Source organism: Brevibacillus centrosporus (assembly GCF_046622605.1).
Taxonomy (GTDB): domain Bacteria; phylum Bacillota; class Bacilli; order Brevibacillales; family Brevibacillaceae; genus Brevibacillus; species Brevibacillus centrosporus.
On the sequence record NZ_CP176856.1, the window covers coordinates 3,540,162 to 3,553,833 of the forward strand.

Annotated in this window: 13 protein-coding genes; all 13 read right to left on the reverse strand. The window is 48.3% G+C overall.

Annotated elements, in window-relative coordinates; translation table 11 throughout:
- Window positions 1–27: 27 nt before the first annotated feature.
- Genes ACLIN2_RS17850 through fliR form a run of 13 tightly spaced genes read right to left on the reverse strand, consistent with a single transcriptional unit; the run spans window position 28 to window position 13,669 of the window.
- Window positions 28–1,443: a DUF342 domain-containing protein gene (locus tag ACLIN2_RS17850; RefSeq protein WP_411501730.1), complete on the reverse strand. Its 1,416-nt coding sequence runs from the start codon at window positions 1,441–1,443 to the stop codon at window positions 28–30.
- Window positions 1,444–1,480: 37 nt separating this feature from the next.
- Window positions 1,481–2,269, reverse strand: coding sequence for a FliA/WhiG family RNA polymerase sigma factor (locus ACLIN2_RS17855; RefSeq protein ID WP_122959458.1), 789 nt, complete (start codon window positions 2,267–2,269; stop codon window positions 1,481–1,483).
- Between the two features lie 17 nt (window positions 2,270–2,286).
- The gene (locus tag ACLIN2_RS17860; RefSeq protein WP_092266682.1) at window positions 2,287–2,664 is read right to left on the reverse strand and encodes a hypothetical protein; all 378 of its coding nucleotides are present in this window, start codon (window positions 2,662–2,664) and stop codon (window positions 2,287–2,289) included.
- 2 nt (window positions 2,665–2,666) lie between these two features.
- Complete coding sequence (locus ACLIN2_RS17865; RefSeq protein ID WP_092266681.1) at window positions 2,667–3,152, reverse strand: chemotaxis protein CheD; 486 nt, start codon at window positions 3,150–3,152, stop codon at window positions 2,667–2,669.
- Entirely contained in the window at window positions 3,139–3,765 is a 627-nt protein-coding gene (locus tag ACLIN2_RS17870) for a chemotaxis protein CheC (RefSeq protein ID WP_092266680.1), read from the reverse strand. Before ACLIN2_RS17870 ends, ACLIN2_RS17865 begins: the two co-directional genes overlap by 14 nt.
- Window positions 3,766–3,770: 5 nt before the next feature.
- Window positions 3,771–4,247 carry a chemotaxis protein CheW gene (locus ACLIN2_RS17875; protein ID WP_092266679.1) on the reverse strand — a complete coding sequence of 159 codons (477 nt, stop codon included), beginning with the start codon at window positions 4,245–4,247 and terminating at the stop codon, window positions 3,771–3,773.
- A 39-nt stretch (window positions 4,248–4,286) separates the two neighbouring features.
- Window positions 4,287–6,329: a chemotaxis protein CheA gene (locus ACLIN2_RS17880; protein ID WP_328211236.1), complete on the reverse strand. Its 2,043-nt coding sequence runs from the start codon at window positions 6,327–6,329 to the stop codon at window positions 4,287–4,289.
- A gap of 21 nt (window positions 6,330–6,350) precedes the next feature.
- Window positions 6,351–7,493 carry a protein-glutamate methylesterase/protein-glutamine glutaminase gene (locus tag ACLIN2_RS17885; RefSeq protein ID WP_122959460.1) on the reverse strand — a complete coding sequence of 381 codons (1,143 nt, stop codon included), beginning with the start codon at window positions 7,491–7,493 and terminating at the stop codon, window positions 6,351–6,353.
- Between the two features lie 33 nt (window positions 7,494–7,526).
- Entirely contained in the window at window positions 7,527–8,390 is an 864-nt protein-coding gene (locus ACLIN2_RS17890; protein WP_411501731.1) for a MinD/ParA family protein, read from the reverse strand.
- 4 nt (window positions 8,391–8,394) lie between these two features.
- The gene (flhF, locus tag ACLIN2_RS17895; protein ID WP_411501732.1) at window positions 8,395–9,732 is read right to left on the reverse strand and encodes a flagellar biosynthesis protein FlhF; all 1,338 of its coding nucleotides are present in this window, start codon (window positions 9,730–9,732) and stop codon (window positions 8,395–8,397) included.
- Window positions 9,729–11,771, reverse strand: a complete 2,043-nt coding sequence (gene flhA / locus ACLIN2_RS17900) for a flagellar biosynthesis protein FlhA (protein ID WP_411501733.1) — start codon at window positions 11,769–11,771, stop codon at window positions 9,729–9,731. Before flhA ends, flhF begins: the two co-directional genes overlap by 4 nt.
- Before the next feature lie 18 nt (window positions 11,772–11,789).
- On the reverse strand, window positions 11,790–12,887 hold the full coding sequence (gene flhB / locus ACLIN2_RS17905; protein WP_092266673.1) for a flagellar biosynthesis protein FlhB: 1,098 nt from the start codon (window positions 12,885–12,887) through the stop codon (window positions 11,790–11,792).
- The gene (fliR, locus tag ACLIN2_RS17910; protein WP_092266672.1) at window positions 12,884–13,669 is read right to left on the reverse strand and encodes a flagellar biosynthetic protein FliR; all 786 of its coding nucleotides are present in this window, start codon (window positions 13,667–13,669) and stop codon (window positions 12,884–12,886) included. The genes flhB and fliR overlap by 4 nt, the downstream gene beginning before the upstream one ends.
- Window positions 13,670–13,672: the final 3 nt, after the last annotated feature.

The window sequence follows — 13,672 nt, forward strand, 5'->3', positions numbered from 1 at the left end:
CACTGCCTATGGTACACCAAACGGAAGTCAAATGAGCGTAGCTGTGCTGATCTCGCCATCCAATACGACAAACCGAGTTCGCGCGTATTCATGTTTGATAAAATGCACCAGCTTGCCAAACGTCATCTTAATACCAGGATACATCACATGATACGCCTCGATCGCAGCAGGCCCTTCGCCTTTCAACTCGGTTTCAACATCTTTTTTCCGAGCTTCCAGCGATTTGCATTCCTTTTCCAGGACGAGTCTGGTGTTGGTGAGTTTAATTTGCAGCATGCGTTTATCTGGGGGAAGCTCCCCGCTGACTTGCAGGATCTGATTCATCACACTCAAACCTTGATCCGTTTTACGCAGGTTTTCGTATACCACCTGCAGTTCCTTTTGAATTTGTACCAGTTCCTGACGCAGCTCAGGCTTTACCCCCACCTCCAAAATCGTCGGGGTTGCACTCGTATTTCCAAATACCCGCGCAGCGATCTTCTCGCCCGCCTGCAAGACACCACCAATGATGATTCCTTTTGCGCCCTTGCAAATGATCTCTTTGCCTGCGCGCACGGTTGAAAACATGATGCTCTGGGAGACAATCACTTGGTTTCCTGCTGTTACATTAGCATTTTGTATAAATGAAGTCCGAATGTTTTGACCTGCTATGATATGACCCTTATCCTGTGCGACAATCCCGCTTTTAATTTCGATAGATCCTTCAGCGTGCAATTCAGCACCTTCGACGCTTCCCAGCACCCGAATATCCCCCGATGCTTTTACACGAAAACCATTTAAGACGTTCCCGCGAATGACCACCGTTCCCACGAAATCGATGTTACCGACTCCGAAGTCCACATCTCCGTTTACTTCAAATACCGGAAAGACGTTCATTTTGTCGTTGTCGGTAAACGATACTTGTCCATCAATCGCGGCGTAAATCATCGTTCTTTCCTGATTTTGCACCACGTTTTTACCTGGCTTGATCACTACATCTTTGCCAGCTTTGGGAGCGATGGTCTCTCCGGTAACGGTTGTACCTGCCGTTCCTTGACCAGCTGGAATCTTTCGTGCTAATAGCTGGCCTTTGGCGACGTTTGGAATCGATGTTACATTGTAGTAGTCTACTCGTCCGTCTTCCAATTCCTTTGGGCCGTTCCCCTCGACCACGGAATCCAAGTATGGATACTCCAAGGATCCATCCACTCCCTGAACAGGAGCGACGCCCCGAGCGATGGTAACCTGCGAATTTGCGTACTTTCTCGGAAGTGCACACAAATCCCGAACTACATTGTCTAAAATGCCGACCTTGATTTTTTTCTTTTCGAGCTCTTTGTAAATATCGCCTTCTGACAACAAAAGGGTATCGAGATCCTCCTCATCTACTCGAAGTAGGATCCCCGCCTCCAATTTATCCGGCGAAATATTTACCTCTAATCGATACTTCGCGATCCCTTCCATCACTTCCAACCCCCTCAAGCCTTTGGGTACTTTCTATCTACATTAACTGAGACTTCCATCGGGACAACGCAGAACGAAGACGGAACAGCGCCTTGGAATGAAGCTGAGAGATACGTGAAGGAGATAAGCTCATGATCTCAGCAATTTCAGACAGTGTCATTTCTTCAAAATAGAACAAGGAAACGACCAGTCTTTCTTTCTCAGGCAGCTTGTCAATTACGGTGACAAGAACTTCCTTCAGACTCGTGGCTTCTGCCACATTTTCAGGCCGTGGCGTCATATCATCCACGATGTAGGAGTGTCTTGCCGTTTTCTGCTCGTCTTCCTCGCCGACTGCTTCGTCGATGGAGACCATTGTCGCGAGAGAAGTTTCAAAAAACACTTGCTGAAGGTCCTTTTCACTAATCCCCAAGTATTCCGCTACTTCCAGGTCTGTAGGCATTCGCAGCATTTGCTGTTCCAAAGTTGTATACGCTTCTTCGATTTTTTTGGCCTTGTCGCGAACAGTACGAGGGATCCAGTCATTTTCGCGCAAACCGTCAATCATCGCCCCACGAATACGCCACATCGCATACGTTTCGAACTGCAAACCGCGTGTGTGATCGAATTTGGCCAATGCGTCCAACAGCCCAAAGCGACCGTAGCTGACCAGATCATCTTTGTCCACGTTAGCTGGCAAGTTGATCGCCAAACGGTTGGCTACTTTGTCTACGAGCGGCAAAAAGCGTGTGATCAAATCGATTTCTGCTTCGCGACTGCCCTCTTGTTTCCACATGACCCATTTATCGAATTCTTTTGCCTTCTCTTGTATGGTTAGCCGTGCCACGAATTACTCACCAGCCTTTACTCATCTGTTAAGCGCCTAACGACCTCTGCGACAGTAGTGGGATCCTCAATGGGACGAATTCTCTCCATCTGGGAAACAGCGAGAGGAGCAAATGACTCCTCGCTCGCTTCTGACTGTTGATCCTCTGTCTCTCTCACGGGAGAAGCTGCACCATTCTGCAGCGCATCCTCTTCTTCCATCGTCGAGAGAGCCAGGGGTTGTGTCACCTTGCTGATTATCCAACGGACAGGAAAAGCGACGAGGAAAAATAGGATAAATGCGACGCCTGCCCGCTCTAGTGAAACGAGCCAGACGTTACTTGCCCAAGCCGTCGCCAGCGTGACGACAAACGCGAGTATTCCCAAGCCAGAATTAATCCACAAAGTTCCCTTCATTCCTATACTTCCTTCACACCTTGATTTACTGTTCGGATTTGAAGCACGCCGTTTGTGGCATCTAATTCTATCGTCCGACCGCAGTTACCCCCTGTGTCTTCTGCCACGATCTTTATCTGTGCGTCCTTCAAAGCCTGTTTGCATGCTTCCACGTTTCTCGGTCCGATTCGCATCGTATCATTCTTGCCTAGAAATGCGAACATTTGTGCGCCACCCGCCAATTTCGCCACCATATTCCGGGTTGATGCACCCGCTCGCTCCATCTGTTTGATCAAATAAGGGATTGCCGTATCCGCGTACTTTCCTACTGTCAGCTCCCCATTTTTTGCTAGAGATGATTCTGGTAGCATGACATGTGCCATTCCCGCAATTTTGTGGTTGCTGTCGTAGAGGACAACCCCTACGCACGAGCCGAGTCCAGTAGTACGTAAGCGACTCGGTGGCTTTGCCACACCGAGGTCGGCCATACCGATCTTAATAATCTCCATCGAAAGGAACTCCTAGTGAACGAAATAAAATGGGAAGGGAGTCAGGGTCAGGGATTAAAAAGAAGTTCCCTTTCACCAATTCGTTACCCTCAAAAAAGGCGGTGTCAATCGTCAATGCAAAGTCTCCTGCTTGTCCAAGCTCAATCAATCCGTAGCTCAGAATCGCCCCTGCCATGTCCACAGCAAGTGCAGGAACAGATGGCTGAAGATTCAGGTGCGTAAAATCAGCCAATGACGATAGATAGGAGCCTGTCAGGATGTTGCCGATTTCATGCAAAGCTGAAATCTCGAACTCTTCCCACTCATACACATCCTTTTCAATCCCCGTGATCTGCTGCAGCAAATGTTTGGCCGAGTCCAGATCAAGAATGAAGAACATGTTTCCTGGACAGTCACCTTCTACGCGGAGGAAGACCGTCACGACGACGTTCTCGGCTCCTCCTACGCAATCAGCGACCTCATCAAAAGGAATGATACTCACTTGAGGTACTTTCATATCGATTTCTTTGCTCATCAGCTTAGAGAGGGCAGTAGCTGCATGCCCTGCACCGATATTTCCAATTTCCCGCAGGACGTCAAACTGGAAATCTCCAAACTTCGTAAAATACGCCATTTTCCTTACCCCTCAATAGCGTCCAGCTGCTTGATTTCCTCTGTGCTCAACACTTTGTCGAGGTTCAGCAGGATCAAGAGACGCTTATCCAACTTGGCGACACCTCGCAGATACGCCGCTTCGACACCACCGACAACTTCTGGTGGAGGCTCGATTGCATCCACTGCGATGTCAATAACATCATTTGCAGCATCGACAATCAGTCCAACCTCCAGCTCTCCTACCGCTACGATAATGATGCGAGTAGATTCCGAGTAGACACTTTCCTCCAGCTCAAAACGGTTGCGCAAATCGATGATAGGCGTTACGACCCCGCGGAGATTGATGACCCCTTTAACAAACTTCGGTGTCCGAGGCACTCGTGTGATGTGCTCCAATTTTTCAATGGATTTGACTTGGCCCACTTCTACCCCGTACTCTTCATCTTTCAAGCGGAAGACAATCACTTTCACTTCGCCAACGATTTCTTTGTGCTCGAGCATGTGGCTTCCCCTCCCTTTTACGTGTAAGAATTTACGCTCCTACTTGATCAGTGTGTTGCAATCAATAATGAGAGCTACTTGTCCATCTCCTAAGATCGTTGCACCTGAAATGGCAAAAACATTCACCAGATACTTGCCCAAAGATTTCAGTACGATTTCTTGTTGTCCGATAAAGGAATCGACCACAAGTCCCGCCATCTTTTCGCCTTTGCGCACGATGATTACGGCTACTTCTTCATCATCTTGAACCGAGTCGCTCGCAGGTACTTGGAAAATATCCTGCAGAGATACCAGCGGAACGACGCGTCCACGGAAATCGATCACCTTCTGGCGATGCGCCATCATGATCTGATCTTTTCTAAATACTGCTGTCTCGATGATCGAGCTGAGCGGAACCGCATATTTCTCATCCTGCACTTGAACGAGCATCGCAGAAATAATGGAGAGAGTGAGCGGCAACTGGATCAGGAATGTCGTGCCTTGTCCGCGAACAGACTCTACGCCAACACTGCCGCCAAGAGATTCGATCTTGGATTTTACAACGTCGAGTCCTACACCCCTACCCGAAATATCCGAGATCACCTCTGCAGTACTGAATCCGGCAGCGAACAGCAGCTCGTGAATTTGCTTGTCTGTTAAACTATCTGCTGCCGCAGGATTCACAATACCGCGCTCGATCGCTTTCTTCAGCACTCGATCCTTGTTGATCCCAGCGCCGTCATCTTTTACTTCGATAAATACGTGATTACCGCTATGGAATGCACGCAGAACGATCGTTCCTTCTTCGGGCTTCCCTGCATTTTTACGGTCGGCTGGCGACTCGATTCCATGGTCCAGCGAGTTTCTCAGCAAGTGATTCAGCGGATCGCCGATTTCGTCGATTACGGTTCGGTCCAGCTCTGTTTCCGCTCCGATAATCTCCAGATTGACCTTCTTGTTCAAATCTTTCTGCAAATCGCGAATCATACGCGGGAAACGATTGAATACTTGCTCCACCGGTACCATGCGCATCGTTAGAATGATGTTCTGCAAATCACCGCTGATTCGGCTCATGTGCTCAACCGTCTCTTGGAGCTCGCTTTTCCCGATCTCGCGCGCCAGCTGCTCCAGCCTTCCGCGGTCAATGACCAGCTCGCTGAACAAATTCATGAGAATATCCAGTCGTTCGATATCAACGCGGATGGTTTTTCCACCAGCCGCTTGTTTGCGCACAGGTGCTTGTTGTGCATCTGGCTCTTTTTTCACAGGAGCAGCTGTTTCTACCTTCTCCACAACCGCAGGTACAGGCAACTGTGCTTCCTTCAGTCCGATCGGGTCAATTTTGACGTCTTGGATTTCTGAGATGTTTAGGATCGCACTGCGAATTTTATCGGCAGGGTGCATCGTGACATAAGCAATCTCAAAAGAAGTCTCGAATCGTTCGTTTTCTATGTCTTCCACAGTCGGCTTCGTCTTAATGACTTCACCGAGGGACTCCAGCTGATCGAAGACCATATAGGAACGGGCTGCTTTCAGCAGGCAGTTGTCGTTCAAAGTTACTGTGATCCACATGAGGTTGTTGCCCAATTCTTTTGACTGTTTCAACACCATCAAAGCGTAGTCGTCCAGGTCCTGCTCACCTGCCACGATTTGCTCTTCGGCTGGAGCCTCTTCCTCAATGGCAACAGCTGATGCGGCAGCAACTTCACTTTCCGCTGTGAATTCACCTGCCACGATCGCCCTCAGCTTTTTCACGGGTCCGGATACATCTGCGGAGCCATCTCCGCCTTCCGTAATGTCGATCACCATGCCCTCGATCAAATCCACACTCTGGAAAATTACATCCATAATGTCGCTTGTGATCATCAGCTTCTGGTTGCGGATGAGATCCAGTACATTTTCTGCCTCATGCGTCAAATTTGCCATGTCCTCAAAGCCCATGGTCGCCGACATCCCTTTCAAGGTATGAGCAGAGCGAAAGATTTCCTTTACGTGTGTAATGTTCCCTGGATCATTCTCCAGCAAGAGCAGATTGGCATTGATTGCTTGCAGATGTTCTTTCGATTCTTCGATAAACATGTCCAAATACTGATTCATATCCATCGGTGATCCACCTCCCAAAAATCAGTGCACGAGCTTGCACAACAGCTCAGGTATTTTATCAACGGGTGCTACATGATCAGCCAACCCCGCTAATGCTGCTGAACGAGGCATTCCATAAACGACACATGTCGACTCATCTTCGACAATACTCGTAACAGAATCGAGCTCCTTCATCATTTTTAGACCTTTTGTCCCATCATTTCCCATGCCTGTCATGATAATTGCCCATTTGTCTACATTTGTCAATCGACTGACTGATTCAAATAATGTGTCCACAGATGGTCGATGACCGCCTCGAGGCTCTTCCTGATGTAAATGGGCCTGCAGTCTTCCATTGACATGACGGACTTCAAAATGGTATCCGCCAGGCGCAATGTATGCTGTTCCTGGCTCCAAAATCTCTCCATCCACCACTTCCGTCACCCGTATCTGGGACAACGTATTCAACCGCTGCGCCAACGATTTCGTAAAACCGGCTGGCATATGCTGAACAATCGCGATAGGAGCGGGAAAATCTGCCGGTATCGCCGTCAAGACCACTTGCAGAGCTTTCGGTCCCCCCGTCGATGTACCCAGCGCTACCAATCTTGGCCTTGTCCCAAGATTCTTTCTGATGGGCGGCTTTATTATTTCGTTTGGCGTACTCGGTGTCACGATCGGCACGGTTGCTGTCGAAAGCGGTGGTGGCGTTTGGACAGAGGCTGGCTTCGTTTCCAATTTCTTAAAGATGCTTGGCCTTGGCACAGCACGCTTCCATCTGGCTTTTGCCATACTTGCCGCTTTAACCCGCTCAATCAAACGATCTCCAACCTTATGTATGTCGAGTGAGATAGGCCCTGACGGTTTGGTCACAAAATCGAATGCGCCCAGTTCCAAAGCCTCGATCGTAGCCTCTGCGCCCTCACGCGTCAAACTGCTCAGCATTACAATCGGCAAAGGATGATCACTCATCAATGACTTCAAAGCGTCCAGACCGTTCATCACAGGCATTTCGATGTCCAGCGTAAGCACATCTGGATTCAGCTGTTTGCATTTTTCAATACACTCGAGTCCATTCCTCGCTCGATCAATGACTTCAATTTCAGGGTCTGAAGACAAAATATCTGTTATAACTTTTCTCATGAATGCAGAATCATCTGTGACAAGAACTCGAATTTTACTCAATGCAAGAACGCTCCTTTCCTACACCCTGTTGCTCTATCGTATGAAGTGTTTCAGCTTCGCAAAAAATCCTTTTAGACCATTCGCCGGGGTATCTGATTGTGCTGAGCTTTGCAGATACTGCCCAACCAACCTCCGAATGCTCCGCGAGGCATGCGATTGCGGATATGTAAGTAGAAAAGGACGCTGCTGCTTTACTGCTTTGGTAACATGCGAATCATCCGATACAAATCCTAGCGCTTGAATCTCCAGATTTAGAAAACGCTTGGCTACCATCGCTAACTTGTCAGCAGTCATTTTCCCTTCTCGCTCATTGACCACTCGATTGATGACCAAGCGGATCCTGACAGCAGGATTTCGGGAATGCAGCATCTTAATCACCGCGTAGGCATCCGTAATCGCGGGAGGCTCTGGTGTGGTAACGACAATGACTTCATCCGAAGAGAGCATAAAATGCAAGGACTCTTTGGATAAACCCGCTCCTGTATCGAAAATGATGGTATCGGCATACCCTTGAAGCGGTTCAAGGCGGTTGAAGAGCAAGTCCAGCTTTTCATCATCCAGCTGCATGATCTGGGTAAAACCTGATCCGCCTGCAATAAATTCCAAATGGCCCGGGCCCATTTCCATAATGTCCCACACGGTCGTATCCGGTTCGAGCAGATGGAACAGATGCTTTTTAGGCGAAATACCCATCAATACATCCAAATTGGCCAGACCTAGATCGACATCGAATAAAACGGCCTTATGTCCTCTCTCAATCAATCCGAGACCAAAATTGAGACTGAAATTCGACTTCCCTACTCCGCCTTTACCGCTCGTGACCGTAACCAGCTTCGTCGGGCGCTTCTGTGTGCTCTGCTGTATTCGTTGTCGAAGTTGTTCGGCTTGATCGCGCATCGACTCAATCTCCTACTACCATGGATGAAACGAGCGAAGGAGTCGCCACTACAATATCATCTGGCACATTTTGTCCTGTCGTGATGTAGGAGAATGGGAGCTTCATCTCCTGAGACACATTCAACATGTTACCAAAGCTTTGCGTTTCGTCTGCTTTCGTAAAGATCACTTGCTTGTTCGGCACATCCACGAAATTTTGAACAATTGCTTTCATGTCCTGATACTTTGACGTCAGGCTGAGCACCAGGTAATTAACGCTGTTCGTTCCATGATCGACAAGCTGCCTAATGCCCTGTACATATTCATCGTTGCGGAAGTTGCGTCCAGCCGTATCTACAAAAATCAGGTCGCAATCACTCAAACGCTCCATCGCCGCAGCCATTTCTTTTGGCTGAAACACGACTTCCAGTGGTACGTTCAAAATATTTGCGTATGTTTTGAGCTGCTCTACAGCAGCCATACGATACGTATCCGCTGTGATAAACCCAATCTTTCGCTTTTCTTTAAGCATGCTATCGGCGGCGAGCTTTGCGATGGTCGTCGTTTTACCGACACCTGTTGGACCAAAGAAAAATGCGTACTTCACCGTTCTCTCCAGCTTCAATGGTAGCTGCTGATTCGCTGCCACTATACCAGACACGATCTCACGAGCTGCGATGCGTGCATCTGCCTCATGCCATTCACTGGCAGTTGGCACACCCTCCATCAGCTTAGCAAGTATGGTGGCGGTGACATCTTCTGTTACCCCTTGTTCCAGCAGCCTGCTCCGTATATTTTGGATGGCCACAGGAAGCTGCTGACTCAAATCATTCACGAGCAGCTTCTGAAACATTTGGCGCATATCACGCACTTCACTCGCAAGGGCATCTGCACCAGCCGTACTTGCCGATACCGTTTCCATTGGCTGGGTGACTGGCAAGCTCGGATACGGCTGCTGCTTGATCGCATCCATGACGGCGGCGGCTGGCTTTGTCTCTCGCTGCACCAGCACCTCTGGAGACTCTGATGGAGACGGCTCGCGTTCTTGTACGGCAACAGCATTTTCTGCTTTCGGTAAAGCTTTTCGATACGCTTGCTTGGCGGTATATGCGCCTGTACCGAATTGCGCGCGAGGTGCAGCGTCCATTTGTCGATTCATAGCCGGCCCCTGACTTGCTTCATTAGAAGAGGCTTTTTCATCTACTGCGGCAATCACTTCTATTTTCATCTTGCCAAACATTCCAAACAGGCCGCCTGTTTTCACAGACTTGGAATTTAAAATGACAGCATCCTTGCCCAAGTCCACTCTGATTTTTTCTAGAGCTTCCGGCATTGAATCGACTATGTAACGTTTCACTCTCACGAAATATTCACCATCCCTACGCTTTGCACTTCAACATGTGGCTCCAGCTCGCTGTATGACAAAACGGGAACATCCGGCATCATCCGATCGAGCAATTGACGCAAGTACATACGTGTAGCTGGAGAAGAAAGGAGGATCGGCTGTTGTCCGGAGTTGATCATCTTTCCTACCTCTGCCGACATCGTTTGGTAAATTCTTTGCGATGTCTCTGGATCCATCGCCAGATAGCTGCCTTGCTCTGATTGTTCGACACGCTCCGAGATGACTTTTTCCAAACCGGCTCCGGCAGTCAGTACACGCAAAGGCTGTCCAGGCTCCGTATACTGAAGCGTAATTTGTCTCGACATCGCTTGTCTGACGTATTCGGTCAAAATATCTGTGTCTTTGGTATAAAGAGCGTGGTCTGCCAAAGCTTCGAGGATAATATTCAGGTTGCGCACGGATACTTTTTCCCGCAACAGCTTTTGCAATACCTTTTGTATATCCCCAATCGAAAGCGATCCTGGGACCAGCTCATCCACCAATACGGGAGCGGTTTCCCTCACATTGTCGATCAACGCACGCGTTTCCTGACGGCCCAGCAGTTCGTGCGCATGACGTTTGATGATTTCGGTCAAGTGAGTAGCCACTACAGAAGGCGGGTCGACTACCGTGTATCCAGAGAGCTCGGCAATCTCCTTATTCTCTTCTGTTACCCATAATGCAGGCAATCCAAACGCAGGTTCCACGGTTTCAATCCCCACGACGGAATCATCTTCAAAGCCGGGGCTCATTGCCAGGTAGTGATCCAGCATGATTTCCCCTTTCGCTACTTGATTGCCTTTGATTTTGATCATGTATTCGTTCGGTCTCAACTGGATGTTGTCGCGAATGCGGATGACCGGAACCACGATTCCCATTTCCAAGGCAATCTGCCTTCGAATCATGATGACGCGATCGAGCAGGTCACCGCCCTGTTTCACATCTGCCAATGGGATGAGTCCGTAACCAAATTCGAATTCGATCGGGTCCACCTGCAGCAGGTTGACAACGCTTTCTGGACTGCGTACTTCCTCGATCTGCTGCTCTTCCACTTTGTCTTGCGTTTCGAGCAGATCCATCTTTTGTTTTTTGTTCAATTTCCACCCGGCAAACCCCATGATCCCTGCAACGGGCAGGACTGGCAGCAAACCGATTGGCGTAAACAATCCCAAAAGGAATATGCAGCCGGAAACGATGTACAGCAATCGTGGGAAGCTGAACATCTGCTTGACGATGTCATCGCCCAAGCCCTCTCCGGAAGTAGAACGGGTCACGATGATACCTGCAGCAGTCGAAATCAGCAGAGCCGGAATCTGGCTTACAAGCGCATCCCCGACCGACATCTGCGTAAATTTGGAAGCAGATTCGGCAAAGTCCATATCATGAACGAGCATCCCGATGATGAAGCCGCCGATAATATTAACGATAAAGATGATGATTCCCGCAATGGCGTCCCCTTTTACGAATTTGCTGGCACCATCCATCGCTCCGTAAAAGTCTGCTTCATTTTCAATTTTTTTCCTTCTAGCTCGTGCATCTGCTTCAGTAATCATCCCTGCATTCAAATCCGCGTCAATACTCATTTGCTTACCGGGCATGGCATCCAACGTAAAGCGCGCCGCAACCTCTGCCACACGTTCGGAACCTTTGGTAATAACGATGAACTGGATAATGATGAGGATCAGGAAAACGACGAAACCTACGACTTGATTACCACCAACGACAAAATCCCCAAAGGTTTCAATCACCTTGCCGCCTTCTCCATGAGAGAGAATGTTCCTCGTTGTGGAGACATTCAGTGCCAAACGAAACAGCGTAGTAATGAGCAGGACTGTGGGGAAAATGGAAAACTCAAGCGTTTCCTTGGTGTACATGGACACGAGCAAAATGGTCAACGCAAGGGAGATATTTAGAATCAAGAGCAAGTCAAGCAGTCCAGAAGGGAGTGGGATCACCATCATGACTACAATGCTTATGACGAAAAGAATCGTACCTATCTCTTTGAATTTGAATCCCACGGTTCATCCTCCTTTCTCTTATTTCAATTTCCCCTGCAGCTTGTACACGTACGCGAGAACCTCCGCTACCGCTTTAAACAAATCTTCGGGAATTTGTTGTCCGATTTCAACCTGACTATAGAGAGCCCTGGCCAAGGGCTTGTTTTCCATCGTAACGATCCGGTGTTTTTTTGCCACTTCTCTGATTTTTAAAGCAAGGTAGTCTTGCCCTTTGGCTACCACCGTAGGAGCACTCATCGCACTCGCATCATAACGGATGGCAACGGCAAAGTGCGTCGGGTTGGTAATAATGACATCCGCTTTCGGCAGCTCTTGCATCATGCGCCGGATGGCCATGCTGCGTTGACGCTCACGAATCTTCCCTTTAATCAGCGGGTCCCCTTCAGCCTGCTTATGTTCGTCTTTTAAGTCTTGCTTGGACATCCGCAGATTCTTTTCGTACTCATAGCGTTGATAGGCATAGTCCAAAATTGCTAAAACGAACAACAAGAGCCCTAGGTAGATTCCGAGCTTGGCGACCTCTCCTGCCGTAAAGGACAGTACCGTGCCCAAAGACTTCAGAGAAAGCTGCACCACCTGCTCTTTGGTGCTCCATAAAATCGAGTATGCTACATAGATACCGGCACCGATTTTTAATAATGATTTCAACAGCTCTACGATTGATCGCAATGAAAAAATCCGTTTTGCACCCTCAATGGGATTCAGCTTTTCCAGTTTCATCTGAAGTGGTTCCGTAGAGATTAACCAGCCCACCTGCATAAAGTTCACTGTAAAAGCGACCAGCATCGATACACCCAGGACAGGACCTACGATCTTGATGGCTTCAAATGCTAGCTGGGAAACCATGATTTTCAGATTCTCTTCATTTAACTGCCAGCCCGTGTACGTGATCAGTGACTCTTTCATGATGTTTTGAAAGATCGTCAACATGCTCGAGCCCAGCATGATTAAGAGAAAGAAAAAAGCTGTCAAAGCGATGGCCGGGGACAAATCCTGGCTCTTTGCCACTTGTCCTTTTTTCCGAGCATCATCCTTTTTCTTCGGGGTCGCTTTTTCCGTTTTTTCCCCGTTAAAAAACTGCAAGTCTACCGAATAACGAAAGCTGATCCTTTTCATGGTGTGCCTCCGAGCAATTTCATCATTTCTGCGAGTGCCCGGAACATACTCTCAAATAATCCGTTTAATGTCAGCAAAAAGGCGGGCATCACCACGATCAACAACAAAAATCCTGCAAGCAATTTAAGTGGCAAACCAACGACAAAAATATTAAATTGTGGTACCGATTTGGCGATAATTCCAAGAGAGACGTCTACGAGAAACAAGGCGACGACAATAGGTGCTGCCATCATAAACGCACTCAGAAACATGTTGGAAAAGACTTTTACGGCGGTCATCATTACCTGCTCGCTGCCAAATGCCGCCCAGGTCGCTTCTATCGGGATGGCTTCGTAGCTTTTGATGATTCCGCGGATCAGCATGTGGTGACCATTGATGCTGAAAAAGTATAGTACAGCCAGTATGTTCTTGAAATTACCTGTGATAGGTATGTAGGCACCTGTTTTCGGATCAATGACGTTTGCCATCGCCAATCCCATCTGCATATCCATAAGTCCACCAGCCACTTGAATCGCGACAAACATCATTTCGCAAATGTATCCGAGGATCACTCCTACCAGCGCTTCTTTACAAACATGTAGGAGGAAGGTAAGATCCATTGCGACCTGCTGCCCCTGTACGGGAATGAACTGAAAGCTGATGACAGCCATGAGAAAGGCTAGTGCGATCTTGAACTGATTCGGTACTCCTTTGATGGAAAAGAAGGGAGCCGCTACGAAAAAGGCGCTCATTCTTACAAAAACCAATAAAAAGATGGGAAGGTACGTGAAAAAAAGATTCATGGG

Bases quoted from the DNA above. Each gene is read 5' to 3' on its own strand.
- fliR (WP_092266672.1), bottom strand. From the start codon at position 13,669: ATGAATCTTTTTTTCACGTACCTTCCCATCTTTTTATTGGTTTTTGTA.
- ACLIN2_RS17875 (WP_092266679.1), bottom strand. From the start codon at position 4,247: ATGCTCGAGCACAAAGAAATCGTTGGCGAAGTGAAAGTGATTGTCTTC.
- ACLIN2_RS17870 (WP_092266680.1), bottom strand. From the start codon at position 3,765: ATGGCGTATTTTACGAAGTTTGGAGATTTCCAGTTTGACGTCCTGCGG.
- flhB (WP_092266673.1), bottom strand. From the start codon at position 12,887: ATGAAAAGGATCAGCTTTCGTTATTCGGTAGACTTGCAGTTTTTTAAC.
- ACLIN2_RS17860 (WP_092266682.1), bottom strand. From the start codon at position 2,664: ATGAAGGGAACTTTGTGGATTAATTCTGGCTTGGGAATACTCGCGTTT.
- ACLIN2_RS17850 (WP_411501730.1), bottom strand. From the start codon at position 1,443: ATGGAAGGGATCGCGAAGTATCGATTAGAGGTAAATATTTCGCCGGAT.
- ACLIN2_RS17880 (WP_328211236.1), bottom strand. From the start codon at position 6,329: ATGGATATGAATCAGTATTTGGACATGTTTATCGAAGAATCGAAAGAA.
- ACLIN2_RS17890 (WP_411501731.1), bottom strand. From the start codon at position 8,390: ATGCGCGATCAAGCCGAACAACTTCGACAACGAATACAGCAGAGCACA.
- ACLIN2_RS17865 (WP_092266681.1), bottom strand. From the start codon at position 3,152: ATGGAGATTATTAAGATCGGTATGGCCGACCTCGGTGTGGCAAAGCCA.